Source organism: Salipiger sp. PrR003 (assembly GCF_010500785.1).
GTDB lineage: Bacteria > Pseudomonadota > Alphaproteobacteria > Rhodobacterales > Rhodobacteraceae > Salipiger > Salipiger pacificus_A.
In genome coordinates this window covers 58,602-79,656 of sequence record NZ_JAAGOV010000026.1, presented here as the reverse complement: position 1 = coordinate 79,656, position 21,055 = coordinate 58,602, and the positions used below count along the sequence as shown (strand labels likewise).

21 protein-coding genes are annotated in these 21,055 nt (G+C 68.2%); 5 read left to right on the top strand and 16 right to left on the bottom strand.

The features are described from left to right. Positions 1–5: 5 nt before the first annotated feature. The 5 genes from G0D83_RS04100 to G0D83_RS04080 form a co-directional block, all read right to left on the bottom strand. The gene (locus tag G0D83_RS04100; protein WP_164189778.1) at positions 6–1,556 is read right to left on the bottom strand and encodes an indolepyruvate oxidoreductase subunit beta family protein; all 1,551 of its coding nucleotides are present in this window, start codon (positions 1,554–1,556) and stop codon (positions 6–8) included. Positions 1,557–1,566: 10 nt separating this feature from the next. After that, positions 1,567–3,711 carry an indolepyruvate ferredoxin oxidoreductase subunit alpha gene (locus G0D83_RS04095; RefSeq protein ID WP_164189776.1) on the bottom strand — a complete coding sequence of 715 codons (2,145 nt, stop codon included), beginning with the start codon at positions 3,709–3,711 and terminating at the stop codon, positions 1,567–1,569. A gap of 64 nt (positions 3,712–3,775) precedes the next feature. Next, positions 3,776–4,222: a MarR family winged helix-turn-helix transcriptional regulator gene (locus G0D83_RS04090; RefSeq protein ID WP_164189767.1), complete on the bottom strand. Its 447-nt coding sequence runs from the start codon at positions 4,220–4,222 to the stop codon at positions 3,776–3,778. Then, positions 4,219–5,790 (bottom strand): NAD(P)/FAD-dependent oxidoreductase, encoded by a 1,572-nt coding sequence (locus tag G0D83_RS04085; RefSeq protein ID WP_164189765.1) that lies wholly within the window; start codon positions 5,788–5,790, stop codon positions 4,219–4,221. Before G0D83_RS04085 ends, G0D83_RS04090 begins: the two co-directional genes overlap by 4 nt. Before the next feature lie 19 nt (positions 5,791–5,809). Continuing rightward, a complete protein-coding gene (locus tag G0D83_RS04080) occupies positions 5,810–6,601 on the bottom strand; it encodes a cyclase family protein (RefSeq protein WP_164189763.1) in 792 nt (263 codons plus the stop codon). A gap of 358 nt (positions 6,602–6,959) precedes the next feature. Here G0D83_RS04080 and G0D83_RS04075 point away from each other — a divergent pair, with 358 nt between their 5' ends. From G0D83_RS04075 to G0D83_RS04065, 3 genes are read left to right on the top strand one after another with little or no spacing between them, the layout of a single operon-like run. Then, positions 6,960–7,388 (top strand): cupin domain-containing protein, encoded by a 429-nt coding sequence (locus G0D83_RS04075; RefSeq protein WP_108970575.1) that lies wholly within the window; start codon positions 6,960–6,962, stop codon positions 7,386–7,388. A gap of 26 nt (positions 7,389–7,414) precedes the next feature. Beyond that, positions 7,415–8,257: a fumarylacetoacetate hydrolase family protein gene (locus G0D83_RS04070; RefSeq protein ID WP_164189761.1), complete on the top strand. Its 843-nt coding sequence runs from the start codon at positions 7,415–7,417 to the stop codon at positions 8,255–8,257. Next, complete coding sequence (locus G0D83_RS04065) at positions 8,254–9,063, top strand: SDR family NAD(P)-dependent oxidoreductase (protein WP_164189759.1); 810 nt, start codon at positions 8,254–8,256, stop codon at positions 9,061–9,063. Before G0D83_RS04070 ends, G0D83_RS04065 begins: the two co-directional genes overlap by 4 nt. Positions 9,064–9,154: 91 nt before the next feature. Here the strand turns inward: G0D83_RS04065 and G0D83_RS04060 are convergent, their stop codons facing one another. From G0D83_RS04060 to G0D83_RS04035, 6 genes are all read right to left on the bottom strand, one after another. Further along, positions 9,155–9,619 carry a MarR family winged helix-turn-helix transcriptional regulator gene (locus G0D83_RS04060; protein ID WP_108970572.1) on the bottom strand — a complete coding sequence of 155 codons (465 nt, stop codon included), beginning with the start codon at positions 9,617–9,619 and terminating at the stop codon, positions 9,155–9,157. A gap of 132 nt (positions 9,620–9,751) precedes the next feature. After that, positions 9,752–10,144: an acyl-CoA thioesterase gene (locus G0D83_RS04055; RefSeq protein ID WP_164189757.1), complete on the bottom strand. Its 393-nt coding sequence runs from the start codon at positions 10,142–10,144 to the stop codon at positions 9,752–9,754. Then, positions 10,137–10,550 (bottom strand): RidA family protein, encoded by a 414-nt coding sequence (locus G0D83_RS04050; RefSeq protein ID WP_108970570.1) that lies wholly within the window; start codon positions 10,548–10,550, stop codon positions 10,137–10,139. The genes G0D83_RS04055 and G0D83_RS04050 overlap by 8 nt, the downstream gene beginning before the upstream one ends. A gap of 13 nt (positions 10,551–10,563) precedes the next feature. Beyond that, a complete protein-coding gene (locus tag G0D83_RS04045; protein WP_370457156.1) occupies positions 10,564–10,992 on the bottom strand; it encodes an acyl-CoA thioesterase in 429 nt (142 codons plus the stop codon). Next, entirely contained in the window at positions 10,989–11,732 is a 744-nt protein-coding gene (locus G0D83_RS04040; RefSeq protein ID WP_164189755.1) for an SDR family NAD(P)-dependent oxidoreductase, read from the bottom strand. The genes G0D83_RS04045 and G0D83_RS04040 overlap by 4 nt, the downstream gene beginning before the upstream one ends. Further along, a complete protein-coding gene (locus G0D83_RS04035) occupies positions 11,729–14,014 on the bottom strand; it encodes a bifunctional salicylyl-CoA 5-hydroxylase/oxidoreductase (RefSeq protein WP_164189753.1) in 2,286 nt (761 codons plus the stop codon). The genes G0D83_RS04040 and G0D83_RS04035 overlap by 4 nt, the downstream gene beginning before the upstream one ends. 278 nt (positions 14,015–14,292) lie before the next feature. Between G0D83_RS04035 and G0D83_RS04030 the strand changes: the two genes are divergently transcribed. Continuing rightward, positions 14,293–14,712 (top strand): thioesterase family protein, encoded by a 420-nt coding sequence (locus tag G0D83_RS04030; RefSeq protein ID WP_164189733.1) that lies wholly within the window; start codon positions 14,293–14,295, stop codon positions 14,710–14,712. Positions 14,713–14,794: 82 nt separating this feature from the next. Here G0D83_RS04030 and G0D83_RS04025 read toward each other — a convergent pair whose 3' ends face one another. Genes G0D83_RS04025 through G0D83_RS04015 form a run of 3 tightly spaced genes read right to left on the bottom strand, consistent with a single transcriptional unit; the run spans position 14,795 to position 17,331 of the window. Further along, positions 14,795–15,286, bottom strand: coding sequence for a flavin reductase family protein (locus G0D83_RS04025; RefSeq protein WP_164189731.1), 492 nt, complete (start codon positions 15,284–15,286; stop codon positions 14,795–14,797). A gap of 1 nt (position 15,287) precedes the next feature. Beyond that, the gene (locus G0D83_RS04020) at positions 15,288–16,517 is read right to left on the bottom strand and encodes a styrene monooxygenase/indole monooxygenase family protein (RefSeq protein ID WP_164189729.1); all 1,230 of its coding nucleotides are present in this window, start codon (positions 16,515–16,517) and stop codon (positions 15,288–15,290) included. Positions 16,518–16,554: 37 nt separating this feature from the next. Beyond that, a complete protein-coding gene (locus tag G0D83_RS04015) occupies positions 16,555–17,331 on the bottom strand; it encodes an SDR family oxidoreductase (RefSeq protein ID WP_164189726.1) in 777 nt (258 codons plus the stop codon). Positions 17,332–17,480: 149 nt separating this feature from the next. Between G0D83_RS04015 and G0D83_RS04010 the strand changes: the two genes are divergently transcribed. Beyond that, positions 17,481–18,494: an AraC family transcriptional regulator gene (locus G0D83_RS04010; RefSeq protein ID WP_164189724.1), complete on the top strand. Its 1,014-nt coding sequence runs from the start codon at positions 17,481–17,483 to the stop codon at positions 18,492–18,494. 41 nt (positions 18,495–18,535) lie between these two features. On the opposite strand, the gene G0D83_RS04005 is transcribed toward G0D83_RS04010, so the two are convergent. Beyond that, positions 18,536–20,407: a heavy metal translocating P-type ATPase gene (locus tag G0D83_RS04005; protein WP_164189722.1), complete on the bottom strand. Its 1,872-nt coding sequence runs from the start codon at positions 20,405–20,407 to the stop codon at positions 18,536–18,538. Between the two features lie 124 nt (positions 20,408–20,531). Further along, the gene (locus tag G0D83_RS04000; RefSeq protein WP_164189720.1) at positions 20,532–21,008 is read right to left on the bottom strand and encodes a MarR family transcriptional regulator; all 477 of its coding nucleotides are present in this window, start codon (positions 21,006–21,008) and stop codon (positions 20,532–20,534) included. Positions 21,009–21,055: the final 47 nt, after the last annotated feature.

Here is a 21,055-nt window from a genome sequence, read left to right as displayed (position 1 = left end):
GGCGCTCACCCCGCGAAGCTTCGGACGGTGGCGAGCGCGCCGTCGAGCTTCTCGCCCTCGACATCGTCGAGCGCCGCGGTGCGCAACCGGCGCATCCAATCGGCGGCATCGGGGCGGCCCGCGAGCAGATCACGTGCGCCCATCACCTTGGCAAACTTGGACAATCCACGCGCGTGGGTGTCGGAGTATCCCTTGATCAGCCGATAGTTGGCCAAAAGCTCGGTCGCCAGCGCGCGGTCGGCGGCGGCAGTCTGCAGCACAGTGTCGAACCAGGCGGTGACGTGGCGCATCTCGCTGTCGTGACGCAAGAGGCGGCGTCGCAGAGGGCGAAGCGACGACACCAGCCAGAGCAGGGCGAACCCCGAAAGACTGTCGGTGCGGATCCGGCGACCCTTGTCGAAGTGGCGGGTGTACCAGGCCTCGAGCCCCTTGCGGGATTGCAGCCAGCGGCCCAGCCCGCGCGGCATCGTGGTCGCCAGCTCCTCGAAGCGCGGGTGGAAATACTCGGTGAGCATCAGCAGCTGGCCGTCGTTGACCACCACCTCGTCCTTCACCCGGGCAAAGCGGGTGGCGCGGGTCTTGATGTCGGCGACGCGCAGCAGATCGTCGTAGCAGAGCGCCCGGGCGCAGTACTTCGCCGCCGCCGCGCTCATCTCGTAGGGGGCGGCATCCGCCGCGACGGCCTTCTCGACCATGCCGAGGTAGTCAGCGCCGTAGTCCAGATCCTGGTAGTCGACGACCTTCTTCAGCCCCAGCCCGGCCATCTCGCGGACCTCGACGGGAAGCGCGGCGAGCCGCGTCTCCAGCACCGCCCATTGCGCGCGCAGCTTTTCGGGCACGTGCAGCACCGGCACGGGCGCGTCCGCGTCGCTCTCGGGGGCCGGGGCAGGGCTCGCGCCCGTGGCGATGTCATAGGCGGCGCCGAAGGCGCGCAGCGAGGCCTCGACACCTCGCCCGGACGCGCGGATCACCTCTTCGTAGCTCTCGCGCGGGAAGGGCAGGGCGCCCGAGCCCGCCAGCGCGCCGAGCAGCGACGACGAGATCACCGAGCCCGCCTGCTTCGCCACGGTCTCCATGTCGAAGGCGACCACGTGGTCGGCGGCGATGCCCATGGCCTCGATCACCTCGGGGCCGTTGGCGCGGCCGTCGCCGGGCGCGATCTTCTCGGAGACGGCAGGGATGCGGTGGGTCGAGGCGATCATCGTGGTGCGGCCCGGGGTGACGAAGCCGCGCAGGATCGCCCGCCCGCCTTCCATCAGCTCCGAGGCCATGAGGATATCGACGTCGCCGATGGCAGGCGACAGCGAGAACACCGGCATCCGCCCGGTGTCGCGGCACATCTCGACGTAGTAGATCGTCGCCCCGGTGCGCTGCGCCACGCCCGCGACCGAGGTCGACTGCGCGCGGTAGCCATTGGCCTCGGCCACGGCGACGATCCAGTTGGTCAGCACGCCGCCGCCCTGTCCGCCGACGGCAAGCGCTGCGAGGGTGATGATCTTCTCGCCGTCCGGTCCCGGGGAGCGGCGCGCGACGAGCGGTTTTGTCTGCATGTTCATGGGCATACCCTCAGGCGAAGACGACGCGCTTGGCATCGCGGCGGCGCTGCAGCCACGAGATGATCCGGCCACTGCGCGCGGCGCGGCGCGTCTCGCGCTGCGTGGGATTGGTGACGATCTCGGCCTGGTAGAAACTGGGGCAGAGCACGGCGGCATCGGCCACCTCGCCGCAGTTGCCGCAGCCGACGCAGGTCTGGTCGATCGCGGCGACGGGATCGTCGCGCAGCGGATCGCCGGTGTCCTTGACCGAGAGCGACGGGCAGCCCGAGAGCCGCATGCAGGCGTGATCCCCGGTGCAGACATCCTCGTCGACGCCGAAGCGCGGGCGCACCACGCGCTTGCCCTCCTTGGCCGCCTTGGCCAGTTCGGGCTTCACCCGGCGCTGCTTGTTGAGCATGCATTCCGACGAGGCGACGATGACCTTGGGGCCTTCCTCTTCGGTGGTCAGCGCCTCCTTGAGCGTGTCGCGCATCTTGGTGACGTCATAGGTGCGGTCGATCTGGCGCACCCATTTGACCCCCATGCCCTTGACCGCGTCGACGATGGAGTTCTGCGTCTGCTTGGTCTTGTTGACCGCCCGCGACGACAGGATGTCCTGCCCGCCGGTGGCCGAGGAGTAGAAGTTGTCGACGATGACGATCACGTTGTCGGACTTGTTGAACACCGCGTTGCCGACCGAGGAGGTCAGCCCGTTGTGCCAGAAGCCGCCATCCCCGACGAAGGAGATCGCCCGGCGCCCCTTCTTGTTCTCGTTGTGGAAGGCGGCCGCCGAGGCCGGCCCGAGCCCGTAGCCCATGGTGGTCGCGCCGAGGTCGAAGGGCGGCATGATCGAAAAGAGGTGGCAGCCGATGTCCGACGAGATGTGGTGCGGGCCGAGCTCTTCCTCGACCAGCTTGGTGGCGGCGAAGATCGGGCGCTCGGGGCAGCCGGTGCAGAAGCCCGGCGGGCGCGCCGGCAGGGTCTGCGACAGATCGGGGATGGCGATGGGCTCCTCGTTGGTCGCCACCTTGGCGACCGGAAGCACCTCGGGCGCGTGCTCGGAGAAGAAGGCGCCCAGACCCTCGACCATGACCTGCCCGGTGTATTCGCCGCCCATCGGCAGCTTGCCCTTGCCCTCGAGCTTCACCCGCTTGCCCGACTGGTAGAGCATGTGGGCGACCTGCTGCTCGATGTAGTTGGGATGGCCCTCCTCGATGATCAGCACCGCGTCCTTGCCCTCGCAGAAGTCGAGGATCTGGCTGTCCACCAGCGGGTAGACGCAGTTGAGCACCAGCATGTCGATCTCGGTATCGCCGTAAAGATCGGCGAGCCCCAGCCGGTTCAGCGCCCGCACCACGGTGTTGTAGGTGCCGCCCTGAAGGATCAGCCCGACTTTGCCGCGGGCCGAGCCGAAGCGCTCGTTGATGCCCTTCTCGACGATGAACCGCTCGGCGGCGGGCTTGCGCTTGGTGAGCTTCTCGGCCTCGTGGATGTAGGTCGCCGGGGGCAGCACGATGCGGTCGAGCTTGCGCTTGGGGTTCTCCAGCGCCTCCGAGACGGTCATCGCGGGGCGCTTGTTGTCCGAGGCCTCGAAGTGGCCGTGCACGTGGCACGAGCGGATACCGACCTGCAGCATGACCGGCGTGTTCGACAGTTCCGACAGCTCGAAGCCGTCGCCCACCGCCTTGACGATCGAGGGCAGGTTGGGCCGCGGGTCGAGCATCCAGACCTGGCTCTTCATGGCAAAGGCGTAGGTGCGCTCCTGCATGATCGACGAGCCCTCGCCGTAATCCTCGCCGACGATGATCAGCGCGCCGCCGGTGACCCCGCCCGAAGCGAGGTTCGACAGCGCGTCCGAGGCGACGTTGGTGCCGACCACCGACTTGTAGGTGACCGCGCCGCGAATGGGGTAATGGACCGAGGCGGCGAGCATGGCGGTGGCGGTCGCCTCCGAGGCCGAGGCCTCGAAATGCACGCCGAGCTCGCCAAGAATCTCCTGCGCGTCGGCTAGCACGTCCATCAGGTGCGAGATCGGCGAGCCCTGATAGCCGCCGACATAGCCGACGCCGTTCTCCAGCAGCGCCTTGGTGATCGCGAGGATGCCCTCGCCGGTGAAGGTCTCGCCCTCGCCCTGCTTCAGCTTCTGGACTTCCTTGGCAAAGGAACGCTCGGCCATGGGTGGTCTCCTTGGGTGCCGATCCCGGGCTGGTCAGAGATGACGCCCGTCCGGTCTTTTCGTGTCAGAAATCGTGGTGTCGGATGTCGTGCAGCACGCGCTGCAGCAGATCGTTCAGCGTCGCGCGCTCTTCGTCGTCGAGCGCCTGCAGCATGCGGTCGCGCATCGCCTGCATCGCCGGCCAGGCGGTCTCGTAGGCGGTGCGGCCCGCGTCGGTGAGGCTGATCTTGCGGAACCGGCTGTCGCCGTCCTGCGCCTCGCGGCGCACCAGCCCGGCGCTTTCCATCGCGTCAAGCGTGCGCGACAGGGTCGGCTGCTTGATGACGGTCAGCACCGACAGCTCGGTGATCGTGTAAGGCCCGCTCTCGGCCAGCACCGCCAGCGCCCGCATCTGCGGCACCGAGACGCCGACCTCCTTGAGCGCGGTCTCCACGCTCTTGTTGTAGCGCGCGCCGATGCGGTTCAGCAGGTAGGGGGTGAAGGATTCGAGATCCCCGGGCGCGCCTGTCATGCGCCCAACTCCTTGGCCACCAGGAAGCCCGACCCGCCGGACAGGCCCGGCCCGGGGTGGGTCGACGCGCCGATGTGGTAGAGGCCCTTGAGGTCGGTGCCGTGGCGCGTGCTGCCGGCGAACGGCCGCCAGAGGAAGAACTGGTCGAGCGTGCAGGCGCCGCCATAGGGGTCGCCCCCGACGAGGTTCATGTTGTAGCCCTCGAGATCGGCAGGCGAGATCGCGCGGCGGGTGACCACGCTGTCGGCAAAGCCGTCGATGTGCCGCGCGAGAATGGCCTCGATGCGGTCGGCAAAGGCCTCGCGCAGGGTCTCGGTCCAGGCACCGTCGGCGGGCACCTCGATCTCTCCGGCGGCATCGCCCTTCACCTGGCGCGGTGCCTCGGGCATCTGCAGCCAGAGCACGCTCTGGCCCTCGGGGGCGCGGCTCGGGTCGGCGGCGCAGGGCTGGCCGACGCAGATCGTCGGCACCTCGGGCAGCATGCCGCGCTCGGCCTCGTTCCCGGCCTTGGACACGCCGTCGAGCCCGGGTGTCAGATGCAGCAGCTGCACCGTCTCGAGCCCCTCGGTCTTCCAGTTCACCGGCCCGTTCAGCAGGTAGTGCAGCTGGAAATTACCCTTTCCATAGCGGTATTTGCGCAGGTCATCCTGACGTGCGGGCTCGGCGGCGAGCGTGCCGTAAAGCTGCTGCGGCGTGACCGAGGCGAGCACGGTCTTCGCGGCAATCGTCTCGCCGCTGGCGAGCCGCAGGCCGGTGGCCCGGTCCCCGTCGCGGGTGATCTCGGCAACCTCGGCAGAGGTGCGTACAGTGCCGCCGTGTTCCTCGATGATGGCAATGAGCCCGCGCACCATGTTGGCGGCACCGCCCTTGACCACCGGGGCCGAGGCGGCCTCGAGCGCGAAGCCGATCACCTTGCCCATCTGTCCCGAAAATGCCGCCTCCGGGCCCAGCCCGGCGTGCAGGCACCAGGGCGCCCAGAGCGCCCGCGACAAATCGCTTTCGAAGGCGCTCTCGAGCCAGGACCGCATCGGCTGCAGCGCCCCGCCCATCACCGTGGCAAGGCCGCGCGGCTTGCGCTTCCAGGTCTCCTTGGCGAGCAGCTTGGCGGTCTGCTTCGACCAGGGATCGCCCCCCATCAGGCCAAAGAGCAGCTCGGCGTCGGCGCCGAAGGCCTCCAGATCGCGGGCCAGCTGCGCGCCGTCGCCGTCATGGGCCGCGTCAAAGGCCGCGACATTGGCGGCGCGGTCGGTGGTGTAGGTCAGCGCGCGCCCGTCCGGCAGCAGCACGCCCGTCGGCGTGTCGGTGGCGCAGAACTCCACGCCATGCCGGGCCAGATCCGCGCCGAGCGCGCCATGGGCGCCGCCGGTGACCCAGAGAACGAAGGTGGTGGCGAGGGGATCGTAGGTGACCCCCTCGGCCAGGTCCTCGGAGCGCATGCAGCCCCCCGCGACCGCCTCGCGTTCGAACACGGCGACGCGCTGTCCCGACCGGGCGAGCAGGGCCGCCGCGGTCAGCGCGTTGATGCCGCTGCCGATGATGGCAACGTCGGGAGAGGTCGGGACGGTCATCGGCGCGCGCTCCTTCGTCTTAGGCGGCGACCAGCGCCAGCGCGCGGATCGGCGAGCCGGTGCCCTTGACGATCTTCAGCGGCGCGGCGACGAGGATCGCCCCCTTGGCCGGCAGCTTGTCGAGGTTGGTCAGCGAGGCCAGCCCGTAGCGGTTGTGCTTGTGCAGAAGGTTGTGCGCGGGGAAGGGGATCTCGAAGCCGCCAGCGGCGCCGGCGTCGGTGCCGATGCACTGGGTGCCCCAGCCGAGCGCCTTTTTCTCTTCCATCAGGTACTGGATCACCTCGGCGGTCGGGCCGGGGGTGTGCGGGCCCGCCTCGTCGGCGTTGAGATAAGCCGCCTCGTCGCCGTTGTACTGGTCCCAGTCGGTGCGCATCAGCACCCATTCGCCTTCCTTGATCTCGCCGTGCTCGGCCTCCCAGGCCTTCACGTGCTCGACCGTCAGCAGGAAGTCGGCATCCTCGGCGGCCTCTTTCGAGCAGTCGATGACATTGGCGGGGGCGGCGAAATACTGCGGGTTGATCGTGTCGACCGAACCGTCGGCATAGTCCTTGCCGGTGATCCAGTGATGCGGCGCATCGTAGTGGGTGCCCGAGTGCTCGCCGATCTTCAGCCAGTTCCACGCCCAGAACGGGCCGCGGTCGCCGTATTGCGAGATCTTGTGGATCTCGATCTTCGGCGTGTCGTCGGCAATCTCCGGCGGCAGCTTCAGCAGCGGCGTGTCGGGGCCGAGCGGGGCGGTGCAGTCGATCACCTGGATCGACCCGTCGAGCAGGCCGCTGGCCAGCGTCTCGAGGGCGTCTTGGTTGGTCATTCGGAGGTCTCCCTGTGGTGGTGTCAGTGACTCGTTGGCCGGTCGTTCTTTGCGGTACATGCAAATACATATAATTTTTTTCTTCAAGAACGAAATTTATAATCCTGTCATTTTTTGGCCCTGATCGGGTATCCCTCCGGGCAGAAATGCCGCCGACGCTGCGATTTTGAGCACCTATGCGGGCAATATCTGCAAGGAATACATGTCTCAGGGGCATTCCGAACCATACCCCGCACAGCGACTCCGGGTGCGCAACAGCTCGCCCGCGAGAAATAACTTGAAGCCTAAAACATTTGGCCCTAGCGTTCTTCCCGACGCGGCCGCCGTGCCGCACGGTCTGTCCAGGGAGAGAAGTCACATGACCCAGCAACGAGTCGTTCCCGTCGTCACGCGGTCCGCAGAGCTCGACGAAGGCACCCAGCAATCGGGCGATTGCGTCCGCAAGTCCGGCGTCAGCCCGCAGCACACGCCGGCGACCAAGATCTGGTTCGGCCGCGTCACCAACGAGCCGGGCCACCGCTCGCCGCCGCACCACCATCAGGAATGCGAGACCGGCGGCTACGTGCTGAAGGGCCACGGCCGCATCTACTTCGGCGACGACTACAAGGAATACATCGACATGTTCGAGGGCGACTTCGTCTTCGTCCCGCCCTTCATGCCCCATGTCGAGGTCAACATGAGCACCACCGAAGAGCTGGTCTGGCTCACCTGCCGCACGCCGGACAACCTGGTGGAGAACCTCGAGGATGTGCCGGACGAGGCGCTCGAAGGCTACCGCCGCGCCTGATCGGTGTGGCCTGAAAGGATCATCGCATGAAACTTCTTCGCTACGGACCCGTCGGCGCCGAGCGCCCGGGTCTTCTCGACGCGGACGGCACCATACGTGACCTCGGCGGCATCGTCGCCGATATCGACGGCGCGGCGCTCTCGCCCGAGGGCCTCGCCCGCCTTGCCGCGCTCGACCTCTCCACGCTGCCGCGCGTCGAGGGCAGCCCGCGCATCGGCTCGGCCATCGCACGGCCCGGCAAGTTCCTCTGCGTCGGGCTCAACTACGCCGACCACGCCCGCGAGACCGGCAAGGAGCCGCCCGCCGAGCCCGTGCTTTTCGGCAAGGCGACCACCGCGCTCTGCGGCCCCTATGACGACGTCGAGATCCCCCGCGGCTCGGATCGCACCGACTGGGAAATCGAGCTCGGCATCGTGATCGGCACCCGCGCCAAATATGTCGCCGAGGCCGATGCGCTCGACCATGTGGCCGGCTACGCGCTGGTCAACGACGTGTCCGAGCGCCGTTTCCAGTCCGAGCGCGGCGGCCAGTGGATCAAGGGCAAGAGCCATGACACCTTCGGCCCGGTGGGTCCGTGGATGGTGACCAAGGACGAGATCGCCGACGTGCAGGACATCGACCTCTGGCTCGACGTCGACGGCGAGCGCCGCCAGACCGGCAACACCAAGACCATGATCTTCGGCGTCGCGCATCTGGTGCATTACATCTCGCAGTTCATGACGCTCGAGCCGGGCGACATCATCGCCACCGGCACGCCGCCGGGCGTGGGTCTGGGAATGAAGCCGCCGACCTTCCTCAAGGCCGGGCAGGTGGTCACCCTCGGCGCAACCGGGCTTGGCGAGCAGCGCCAGCTGATGGTGCAGGCATGAGCATCGATTTCAACGGGCTGACGTCCGCGCTGACCGACCTCTCGGGCAAGACCGCGCTGGTCACCGGCGCCGCGCGCGGGCAGGGCGCGGTGGAGGCCGAGATGCTGGCCACCGCCGGCGCCTCGGTGCTGATCTGCGACGTGCTCGAGGCAGAGGGCGTCGCCCTCGCCGAGCGGCTGACGTCCGAAGGTCACGAGGTGCGCTTCAAGCGGCTCGACGTGACCTCCGAGGCGGACTGGGCCGAAGCGCTGGCGCTGGTGCAGGACTGGACCGGCCGGCTCGACGTGCTGGTCAACAACGCCGGGATCATCAACCGCAAGATCATCGCCGACATGTCGGTCGAGGAATGGCGCAAGGTGCTCGACGTGAACGCCACCGGCGCCTTTATCGGGGTCAAGCTCGCGGCGCCGATGATGGCCAGGACGGGGGGCGGCTCGATCGTCAACATCTCGTCCAACAGCGGCTTCTCGGGGCATTACGATCCGGCCTATACCTCGTCGAAATGGGCGCTGCGGGGGCTGACGCGCACGGCGGCGATGGAATTTGCCGAACAGGGCGTCCGGGTCAACGCGATCTGCCCGGGGCTCATCGTCACCGACCTCAACCGCGGCTCGCCGCACCTCGGCCCGATGATCGGCATGACCCCGATGCAGCGCGCGGGCGAGGCGACGGAGGTGGCGCAACTGGTGCTCTTTCTCGCATCGGACGCGTCGGGCTTCATCACCGGCGAGGATTTCGTGATCGACGGCGGCTTCACCGCCGGAGCGGGCTACCGCCGCGTCGCGCGCGAGACCGGGCTGCTCTGATCCGCCGGCAGAGAATTGTCAGCTGACAATTGCAAAGGCCCCCGCACAGGATGCGGGGGCCTTTCGTATCTGCATCTCGCGGTCGGGCGGCTCAGTGCTTGTTGCGGATGTCGAGCATGATCGAGATGCCGCGCGCCGCGTCGGTCTCGGAGATCTCGGAGAACATCCCGTCGATCCAGCGCAGGTGCTCGGCGACCATCTCGTCCATCAGCGTGCGCCCGGCGGGGGTGATCAGCACGCGAAAGGCGCGGCGGTCGCTCTCCACGGTCTGGCGCTCTGCCAGCCCGTCGGCGACCAGCCGGTCGACCACGCCGGTCACATTGCCGTTCGAGACCACCAGCTGCTGCGACAGCTCGCTCATCTTCATGCCTTCGGGCGCCGCATGCAGCGCCGCCAGAACGTCGAAGCGGGGCAGCGTGGTGTCATAGCCCGACCGAAGGCGCTCGCGCAGCGTGCCCTCGACGTGGCGCACGGCCTTGAGCATTTGCAGCCAGAGGCGCAGGCGCTGGCGGGCGAGGTGCTCGTCAGTCACCTCGTGTTCGGTCGGTTGTTCCATCAGTCACTCTCGGCGGAAGATTGTGCCAAACCGTTTCAGGTCTCGACTTTAAAGGTTGCGTGTATGCCGCAGAGACGCAATCGAAAAGGCGAAAACTGCCGAAGTGCGCGCGCGTTGTGGCGCGACGATGCTTCAGGCCGGAAGCTTGCGCGGCTTGCCCGCCTCGTCGATCGCCACCAGCAGAACATCGGCGCTGAGGATCCGGCGGCAGGCGCCGTCGGGCTCGGCCCAGGCCGTGACCGCAAGGTTGAACGAGCTGTTGCCGCGCCGGCTGAGATCGGCGTGCAGGGCAAATTCCTCGCCGCCGTAGAGGGGCGCGTGGAACTGCACCTCCTTGAGCGCCGCGATCACCACGTCGCCGCCCGAGATCTTCCGGCCCGCGAGCCCGGCGCCATGGTCGAGCTGCGACAGGATCCATCCGCCGAACACCGGGCCGCGCGCCGTCGTCTCGGACTGCGGCGCGACGGTGAGGATGCGCGGCGCGCTGTCCGGGCGCACCGCGAGATCAGCGCCGACGTCAGCCATGGGGGATGACCGCCGTGGCCTCGATCTCGACCTTCGCCGCGTCTTCCATCAGGGCGCAGACCTGCACCACGGCCATGGCCGGGAAGTGGCGGCCGATCACCTCGCGGTAGGCGGCGCCGAAGCCGCGCAGGTTGTCGAGATATTCCTGCTTGTCGGTGATGTACCAGGTCAGCCGCACCAGGTGCTCGGGGCGCGCGCCCGCCTTGTCGAGCACGGCGACAATGTTCTCGAGCGTCTGGCGGAACTGGCCGACCATGTCGGCATGCTCCCATTCCTGCTGCGCGTTCCAGCCGACGAGCCCGCCGGTGAAGACCATCCGGCCCTCGGCCATGACGCCATTGGCATAGCCCTTGGCCGGCACCCAGCCGTCGGGTTGAAGGAACATGTGGGGTGTCAGTGCGGTCATGCGTCGGTCTTTCTCAATCGGGGGTCTTGGCAATCAGGTAGCGGGTCATGGCGTCGCGCATCTCGGCGGGCCATGCGGCGGAGGTGCCCTGCGCGACATCGGCGTGGATCACCGTGGCCTGGCAGGTGAAGCGGCGCTCGTCGCCGCTGGTGCAGGTGATGAGGAAGGTGGCCGAAGAGCCGCCAATCCGTTTCACCCCGAGCGACAGGTCGAGCCAGTCGCCGAGCCGGGAGGGCGCGTGGAAGCGGCAATCGATCTGACCCATCGGGGTCGCCATGCCGGTGCCGGAGATCATCCGGTCCCAGCCCATGCCGACCGCATCCGCGAAGAAGCGTTCCTGCACGGCAGAGATCATCTCGAAATAGCGCGGGTAGAAAACGATCCCGGCAGGGTCGCAATGGTTGAACTCCACCTGCCTGCGGATCGTGAAGGTCTGGCTCACGTCTCGCCTCCGGAGATCGAGATCGCCTGCCCGGTGACCATCTCCGAGCCCTCGCCGCAGAGCCAGAGGGCGGCGCGGGCCACGTCCTCGGGCGGCACCAGCCTCTGCATCGGGTTGGTCGCCTCGAGCGAGGCGCGGGCCTCCTCGGCGGAGCGGCCGGTCTTTTCCACGATATTGGCGATCGAGCGCTCGGTCATCTCGGTGTCGAGGAACCCGGGGCAGAGCGCATTGGCGGTGATGCCCTTGCGGGCAAGCTCCAGCGCCACGGATTTCACCAACCCGATCACGCCATGCTTGGCCGCGGCATAGGGCGCGACATAGGGATACCCCTTGAGCCCGGCGGTCGAGGCGATGGCGATGAGCCGGCCCCAGGGCTTGTCCTTCATCGCCTTTGCCCCCTCGCGCAGGGTCAGGAAGGTGCCGGTGAGGTTGACCGAGACCATCCGCTCGAAGGCGGCAAGCTCGGTGCGCGTAAAGGGCGCGCTCTCGGAGGCGCCGGCATTGGCGATGACGATGTCGGGCGGGGCCTCGGCGATGGCGGCAGAGATCGCCGCCTCGTCAGTGATGTCGCAGAGCACGGCGCGGATCCCCGGGTGCCGCGCGGCGACCGTCTCGAGCGGCTCCATGCGGCGCCCGCAGATCACCACCTCGGCCCCGGCCTCGGCGAAGGCCAGCGCGAGCACCGCGCCGACCCCGGAGCCGCCGCCGGTGACGAAGGCGGTTTTGCCCGCGAGGCTCATGTGGCCATCGCCTTGGCGCGTTCGGCCAGCGTGTTGGCCTGCCGGCGCCCACCCTCATAGGGCTTCGGCCAGGCTTGCTCGGTGTCGCCAAGCTCGACCGCCGCGTGCAGCGTCCAGTAGGGATCGGCCAGATGCGGGCGGGCGAGCAGCACGAGGTCAGCACGGCCGGCCATCAGGATCGAATTGACGTGGTCGGGCTCGTAGATATTGCCCGCGACCAGCGTCGGGGCGCCGATCTCGTTGCGCACGCGGTCGGCAAAGGGCACCTGGAACATGCGCCCGTAGACCGGCTGCTCGGCCTTGTCGGTCTGGCCCGACGAGACGTTGATCGCATCGGCGCCCGCTGCCTTGAACATGGCCGCGATCTGCACGGCCTCTTCCGGGGTCACGCCGTCTTCGCCCATCCAGTCATGCGCCGAGATACGCACCGTCATCGGCTTGGTCGCGGGCCATTCGGCGCGCATGGCGGCGAAGATCTCGAGCGGGTAGCGCATGCGGTTCTCGAGGCTGCCGCCGTAGGCGTCGTCGCGCCGGTTGGTGATCGGCGAGATGAAGGAGGCCAGCAGGTAGCCGTGGGCGCCGTGCATCTCGATCATGTCGAAGCCCGCTTGGTCGGCGGCGCGCACGCTCTCGATGAATTGCTCTGCCACCCTGTCCATGTCGGCGCGGTCCATCGCCTTGGGGACCACGTTGCCCTCCATCAGCGGGATCGCCGAGGCGGCGAGCAGGGGCCAGTTTTCGCCTTCGGCGAGCGGCTTGTCGATGCCGTCCCAGGCGAGACGGGTCGAGCCCTTGCGCCCGGCATGGCCGATCTGGGCACAGATCTTGGCGTCGGTCTCGGCGTGGACGAAGTCGGTGAGGCGCTTCCAGGCGGGCACCTGCTCGGGGCCGATGCAGGGGCAGCCCGGGGTGATCCGGCCGTCCATCGACACGCAGAGCATCTCGGTGAACACCAGCCCGGCGCCGCCCTTGGCGCGCTCGGCGTAATGCACGAAGTGCCAGTCGTTGGGCATGCCGCCGGTCGCCTTGTACTGCGCCATGGGCGAGACGACGATGCGGTTCTTCAGCTCCATGTCGCGCAGCTTGAAGGGGGCGAACATCGGGCGGCGGGTCGAGTTGCTGCCGGCCTGGCTGTGGAACCAGCTTTCGGCAGAGGCCAACCATTCGGGGTCGCGCAGGCGCAGGTTCTCGTGGCTGATCCGCTGCGAGCGGGTGAGCAGCGCGTAGTTCAGCTGCATCATGTCGAGCCCGAGGTAGCGCTCGACCTCCTCGAACCACTCGGTCGAGTTGCGCGCGGCCGAGGTCACCCGCAGCACCTGCAGCTTGCGCTCGTCCTCGTAGGTCTGCAACGCCTCGGCGAGGGGCTTGTCGCGCGACAGTTCCTCGGCCAGCGAAATGGCGCTTTCCATGCCCAGCTTGGAGCCCGAGCCGATCGAGAAATGCGCCGTTGCCGAGGCATCGCCGAGCAGCACCACGTTGTCGAAGAACCAGTTCTCGCAGGTCACCCGCGGGAAGCGGATCCAGGCCGAGCCGCGGATGTGGTTGGCGTTGGTCATCAGCGCGTGGCCGCCGAGGTGCTTGGCAAAGATCTTCTCGCAGAGCGCGATGCTGTCCTGCTGGCTCAGCTTGTCGAAGCCGAAGGCCTCATAGGTCTCGGGGCCGCATTCGACGATGAAGGTCGCCGTGTCGTCGTCGAACTGGTAGGCATGCGCCCAGATCCAGCCGTGCTCGGTCTGCTCGAAGATGAAGGTGAAGGCGTCGTCGAATTTCTGATGCGTGCCGAGCCAGACGAAGTGGTTGCGGCGCATGTCGATCTCGGGGCGGAACTTGTCCTCGAAGTGGCTGCGCGTCTTCGAGTTGAGACCGTCTGCGGCGACCAGAAGGTCGTTGCCCGCCTTCAGTTCCTCGATCTTCTCGGGGGTGATGTCGGTCTCGAATTCCAGTTTCACGCCGAGCTCGCGGGCGCGCTGCTGCAGGAGCAGCAGCATCTGCTTGCGGCCGATGCCGCAGAAGCCGTGGCCGCCCGAGGTCATCGCCTCGTCGCCGCGCACGACCTTTACGTCGTCCCAATAGGCGAACTTGTCGCGGATCATCTTTTCCGAGACCGGATCATTGTCTTCGAAGTTCGCCATGGTCTCGTCCGAGAGCACGACGCCCCAGCCGAAGGTGTCGTCGGCGCGGTTGCGCTCGTAGACGGTGATGTCATGCGCGGCATCGCGCAGCTTCATCGAGATGGCGAAGTAGAGACCGGCGGGGCCCCCGCCAAGGACGGCGATTTGCATGAGACACAGCTTCCCTGTTTGGTTTCCGGTAGATTACCTTCTCGCGAAATTACTTCAAGACTAAAATAACTAGGATCTGAAGCTTCCGGTCCGACCTCCGCGTGGGGATCTTCCCCTCGACCGCGAAACACCCAATAAAACTTGATGCAATCGCACGCTCCTTGACCTCGCGCCCGGCCTGACTATTATTTAGACATAAAATATAAATACGCCGACTCGCTGGCCTGACAAGGGCGTCTTACACCGATCGGGTCGGGCAGGACACGGAGTGACCCCGAATGCCATTCAAAATTCAAAAACCCATGCGGTTTGGTGACTGCGATCTGACCGGGATCGCCTACCATCCGGCCTATCTGTCGATGCTCGTCGACGTGAACGAGGCCATGTTCGCGTCTTTCGGCGTGACCTGGAAGGAGCTGATGTTCGAGCGGCAGCTCGGCCTGCCGAGCGTGAAGATGAACATCGAGTTCAAGAAGCCCGCGGTCTATGGCGACGTGCTGGAATTCAACGTCCACGTGCGCAAGATCGGCAAGTCGTCGCTGGACCTCTACACCGTGGTCACCGTCGAGGGCGAGGTGATCTGGACCATCGAGCAGCTGATCGTGATGACCTCGACCAAGGACCACAAGTCGCACCCCTGGCCCGACGATTGCCGCAAGGGGCTCGAGCAGTACCTGCATCCCGAGATGGCGGCCTGATCCGCAGCCGCCTGTCCGAAACGAAAAGCGCCCCGGCAGTGAGCTGCCGGGGCGCCTTGATTCTGGAGTGCCGCAATGGGCGTCAGGCCACGCAGGCCAGCCGGTGGAATTTCGAGCGGGCGAAGACCAGCGCCTCGCCGCCCGCGAGCACCACATCCTCGATCCGCCCGATGAAGACGGTGTGGCTGCCCGCCTCGGTCGCAGTGGCCACCTCGCAGGAGATGGAGGCCAGCGCACCATCGAGCCGGGGCAGGCCGCGCGGGCAGCTTGACCAGGTGCCGATGGCGAACTTCTCGAGCCCGCTCTGCCCCTGCGCCCCGGCAAAGGCCATGGCCACGTCGGCCTGACCCTGGCCGAGCAGCTGCACGCTGAAGTGGCCGCTGCGGGCAATCTCCTGGCAGGTGCCGGTGCGGTTGTTGACGCAGACCAGGAGGCTCGGCGGGCTGTCGGTCACCGAACAGACCGCGGTGGCGGTGATGCCGCGCCGGGTCTCCCCCGCGCCGGTGGTGATCAGCGTGACCGCCCCGGGAAAAAGCCCCATCGTCTCGCGGAAGGTCGAGATGTCGACGGCCATGTCATGCGGCCTTCAGGCTGGTCAGATAGCTGCCGGCGGCGTCGGGATCGGCGAACCACGGGAAGAAGTCGCGCGGGTCGTTGAAGCCGTTGGCAATGCGGTGCGCCAGGTCGGGCAGCACCTGCGCCGAGCCCATCAGCTCGAGCACGAAGGGCGGCGGCGGCAGCAGCATCATGTTGGTCCAGCGGACCACCCATTGCGCGTAGGTCCAGAAGGTCTCGAAGGTGGCGCGCATCCAGGCCTCGTCGAAGGCGGCATCGCCGCGGGCCACGATCGCGTCCAGATAGACCGCCGCGGCCTTGGCGGCGTTGTTCGCGCCCTGTCCGGTGATCGGGTCATTCAGACAGACCGCATCGCCGAGCCCGAGGATCCGGGCGCCCGAGGGCAGGGTGCCGACGGGCTTGCGCACGGTCGGCGGGAAACGCCCAGCAAGGATGCCGTTGTCGTCGGTCAGCTCGATATTGGCGCAGCGCTCGGCTTCCCAGGGCAGGAAGCTGTGCAGGATCTCCCGCGACCGGGCGAGGTGCTCGGCGGGCGTGGAGACGTCCTTCCAGCAATCCATCGGGCCCTCTGGCACGCCTTCGAAGACCATGATCTCGCAGGGGCCGCTGAGGGTCAGCGCGGGGAAGACGAAATACTCGCCGACGCCGGGGATCAGGTTGAAGCTCACCGCCGAATGCTCGGGGCGCGGGGTCATGCCGTGCACATAGGTCAGCGCCAGCGCGCGCTGCGGCGCGGCAAAAGGCGAGCGCTCGGCGTCGCGCTCGAAGAGCTTGCCGATCTCGCCCTTGCCCGAGGCGACGATCACCAGATCCGCCGATTTTGCCTCGCGCTCGAGCAGGGCGATGTCGGCGGTGGCGATCTCCATCTTGCCGCCGAGCCGCTCGAACTCCTCGATCCAGCGCGGCATCTTCACCCGTTGGTCGATGGATTGCGCCTTGCGGTCAAGCCGGGCCGACCATTCGACGGCCTTGCCCGGACCCTCGGGGTTCGGGACGGTGAAGGAAATGCCCTCGACCGGCGGACAGGCGTCTTCCCAGAAGTTGATCCCGAGATCCCGCTCGAGCTGCAGCGCCGCGTCGAACTGGCACTGCGAGGACATGACCCGCCCGGCGGCGAGCTCTGGCCCGGTGCGGTCCTGGATGATCTTGACCTCGTAGCCCTTCTGCACGAGGCCGATGCCGAGTTGCAGGCCGGACTGACCGCCGCCCACGATGGAAATGCGTTTCATTGTTCTCTCCTGTTGGCTTTTGCTTTTGCGGACCGGGTCAGTCCATCAGGCGCGGGATGGCCGGCTCGGCGCGCTCGGGGCCCATGGCGGTGTAGCCGCCGTCGACGCGGATGTCGGTGCCGGTGATGAAGCTCGCTTCGTCCGAGCAGAGGAACATCACCGTCGAGGCGACCTCCTCGGGATGCCCGACCCGCGGGAAAAGGTGGAAATCACCCCCCACGGCATCGGTCTTGGCCCGGTCGCCGCCGGTCAGGCTGTCCATGATGTTGGACCAGGTCCAGCCGGGCGAGACCGCGTTGACGCGGATGCCGTCGGGCGCGAGATCCATCGCCTGATTGCGGGTGAGCTGCAGGATCGCCGCCTTGGACACCGGGTAGAGCCAGCGACCGGTTTGCGCCACGCGGGCCGAGATCGAGCCGAAATTGACGATGGATCCCTTGGTCTTGCGCAGCTCCTCGCGGGCCGCCTGCATCAGCATGACCGAGCCGACAAGGTTCACATCCAAAGCTTCAAGCCATTCCGCGCGCGTGCTTTCCGCGCCGTTGTCGACATAGGTCGCGGCGACGTTCACCAGAAAATCGATGCGGCCGAAGCGGTCCTTGGCGGTTTGCACGACGCGGGCGATATCCGCGTCAGAGCGCAGGTCGGCCTGCACGAAGACCACGCCGTCACCGGCCAGCTTTTCGCCGTTCTGGGCGTCGATATCCGCGATGATCACCTTCACGCCATGCGATTTGAACGCCTCGACAACGGCAACGCCGATCTTCGTGGCACCGCCGGGCACGATGGCGACTTTGTCTCTCAATCCACGCATTGCGCGCTCCCTGTGTGTCATTTTTCTGAAATGAAAGCTTGCAGGGGGGCCGCGGATGCGCGCTATCCTGATTGCGCAGCCGGGATCCGGATTGCGCAAATTATGTTTTAGAACTGAAGGAAGACCCCGACGCGAGCATGGAGCATCTCATGGGCCAGCTTCAGACCGGTCCCGAGGGACCGCAGGGATTGCCGCTTGGCAACCATCGTCTCTTTGCAACGGCGGATCTGGACGAGGCGCGGGCCCGGGTGGCGCAGGTCTATTGCGATCATCGCCTCGAGGTGATGGGACGGGGGCCGCTGGCGGCGCGGCACAACCGGCTAGACGGGCAGGACCTGTCGATCAACGTGCTGACCTATGGCGCGAAGACCCAGATCGCGCCGGGCCCGCTCGAGCAATTCTATCTCTTCCAGTTTCCCCTGCACGGCCATGCCTCGGTGAACACCGGCGCGCGCGGCTACGAGATCGGCGGCGGCAGCGGCGGGGTGCTCAATCCCGACGATGAGGTCAGCATGATCTGGAGCGAGCACTGCGTGCAGCTCATGCTGCAGATCGACCGGCGCGCGCTGGAGCAGGCGGCGCGGGCAGAGTTCGGGCTGCCGCACCGCGCGGCGCTGCGCTTTGACGGCCCGAAGGCGCTGACGGGCGGAGAGGGGAGCTCGTTTCTCGGCCTGCTGCAGTTCGTGATCTCCGAGACGCAGCGCGGGGCCGCCCTGCTGGGGCGGGGCTCGGCGCTGGGGCGGCAACTCGAGCGCACGCTGCTGGTGGGCCTCTTGCAGTCGCAGGTCCGGCCGACCGAGGCCGACGCGCCCAGCCCTCGTCCGGGCCATGCGCCGCGCGTGGTGCGCCGCGCCGAGGAGTTCATGCGCGAGAACCTTGGCGCGGCGCTGATGATCGAGGACATCGCCAGCGCGGCCGGGACAAGCGTGCGCTCGCTGCAGGCGGCGTTTCGCGCCCGCCACGGCTGTGGCCCGATGACCGTGCTGCGCGACATGCGGCTGGAGCGCGCATGGGAGGATCTGTCGAACCCCGGCGCCGACACGCGGGTCACCGATGTGGCGACCGGGCTCGGCTTCTTCCACCTCGGCCGGTTCTCGGAACACTACCGCAGGAAATTCGGCTGTTCTCCGGTCGAAACGCTGCGCAGCGCGCTGCGGGCCTGAGCCGGGCACTGTCGCCGAGGCTCAGCATCCCGGTGCCCCGGCTAGGTGATCTCCGGCAGCGGCCCGCGCGGCGTGATGCGCACGGCGCGGAGCGCGTTCAGGATCACCGCCACGTCGATCACCTCCTGCAGCACCGCGCCCTCGACCGGTTCAAGATATCCCAGAGCTGCGGCGATCATCCCGACCACCGACAGGCCGATCCCGGCCACGACGCTCTGCAGCGCGATCCGCCGGGCGTCGCGGGCGATCGCGATTCCGGCGACCAGCGGGTCGATCCTGTCCACCAGCAGCACCACGTCGGCCGCCTCCGCCGAGGCGGCAGCGCCCCGCGCGCCCATGGCCACGCCGATGTCCGCGGCGGCAAGGGCGGGCGCGTCATTGACGCCGTCGCCAACCATCATCACCGGCCCGCCCTCGCGTTCGCTGTGCACCAGCGCGACCTTCGCGTCAGGGGTGAGATCGCCGTGAATCGCGTCGAACCCAAGCCCGTCGGTCACCCGGGCGGCCACCTCGGGGCGGTCTCCCGTGGCGAGCACGAGCCGCGCGATGCCCTCGCGGCGCAGGCCCTGCAGCGCCACGCTCGCGCCGTCGCGCAGCGGGTCGGCCATCACCAGATGGCCCGCCGGGCACCCGTCGAGCGCCACGGCGACGACCACCGCGCCCGCCCCCGGCGGTGCGGGGCGCAGGTCGGGCGCGTCGAGCGCGGCCTGGACGTAGCTGAAGCCCCCGACCCGGAGGCTGTGCCCCTCGACCATGCCCGCGACGCCTTCGCCGGGCGACTCGTGCACCTCTGACGGGGTGGCGAGCGTCAGCCCGCGGGACTTCGCGGCCGCGACGATCGCCTGCGCTATGGGGTGCCGGGAGACCTGGTCGAGCGAGGCGGCAAGGCGCAGCAGCGCATCCTCGGACAGGCCATCCCTGCGCTCGATCCGGGTGATCTGCGGCCGACCGTCGGTGAGCGTGCCGGTCTTGTCGAGCACCAGCGTGTGGGTGCGGGCCATGGCCTCGAGCGGCTTCGCGCCCTTCACCAGCACGCCGAAGTGCGCCGCGCGCGACAGGCCCGCGACCAGCGCCACCGGCACCGCGAGGATGAGCGGGCAGGGGGTGGCGATCACCAGAACCGCCACGGCACGGACCGGATCCGAACTGGCCCACCAGGCGGCAAGCGCGATCGCCACGGCCACCAGCAGGAACCCCAGCGACCAGCGGTCGGCAAGCCGCGCCATCGGCGCCTTCGAGCGCTGCGCCGCCTCGACGAGGCGGACGATCCCCGCATAGGTGCTCTCCTCCGCCCGCCGCGTGGCGATCATGTCGAAGGGCTCGCCCGCGTTGGTCGCGCCGCTCATCGCCTCGGCCCCCGCTGCCAGGTGCTGCGGCAGCGACTCGCCGGTCAGCGCCGAGCTGTCGAGAAAGGCGCCCGCCGAGAGGATCGTGCCATCGACGGGCACCACGTCGCCCTGGGGGATGAGCAGCCGGTCGCCGGGGGCGATCTCGTCGAGCGGCACGCGATCGATCTGCCCGTCCCGATGGCGCATCGCGAACCGCGGCACACGTGAGAGCAGCGCACGCATTTCGCGCCGCGCCCGCCCCTCGGCGAGGGCCTCGAGCAGCGTGCCGCCCGAATACATAACCGCGACGATGCAGGCCGCGAGGGTTTCGCCGAACAGCAGCGCCGCGCTCATCGACAGGGCGGCCAGCACGTCGAGCCCCACGTCGCCGCGCCGGATGCTGCCGACGATCTCGAAGAGCAGCGCGACGAGGGCGGGCAGGGTGCCGGCCATGAGGGCGGCGCGCGCCGTGGCCGGCAGGCCGGAGAACTGCAGGGCGAGCCCCGCCAGGAGCCCCGCCAGCGCCAGCCCGAGGGTTGCCGTCTTTACCCGGTCGATGCGGAAGGTTTCGGACTGGCCCTGCATGGTGTCCCCGTGGCTGGATGGCGTCTTGAGCTGCGGACATTCGGCACCCGGGGCATGCGCTCCGCGATGCCGAATGGGACACCATTTGCGGCGAGGAGGCAATGTGGTCGCTGCGCGGGCGGGGCTAGTCCGAGGCCGGCCCGTCGCAGTCCGAGATGAAGGCGTCGAGCAAGGCGATCAGGGACTGGTAGCGGTCCCTGCCGAACCGCTCGGCGAAGGCGTCGGTGATCGCGCGCGAGGCCGGGGTGAAGCGCCTCACCAAGGCGCGACCCGCCGCGGTCACCGTGACAACCTGCCGGCGGCGGTTCCGAGGGTCCTGCACCCGCTCCACCAGCGCCCGCGCGACCATGGACTGCAGGATCCGCGAGACCGAGGCCGGTTGCAGGCAGGCCGCCTCGGCCAGCCCCTGCACCGAACAGGGGCCGGTTTCAAGGAGCACGCGCAGGATGCGCCATTGCGGCTCGCTCACCCCGGCCTCGGCCAGCATCGGGCGCAGCTCGCGCAGCAGCGCCTCGCGCGCGCGGATGAGCGCGATGGGCAGCGACTGGGTGGTCGGAACGAGTGCCTGTTGCTCTTGCGCGGCGTTGGTCATCGGGGTCATCGGGGTCCTGCCTTGGAGCTGCGGGCGCCACTGCCCGGGCACGGTTC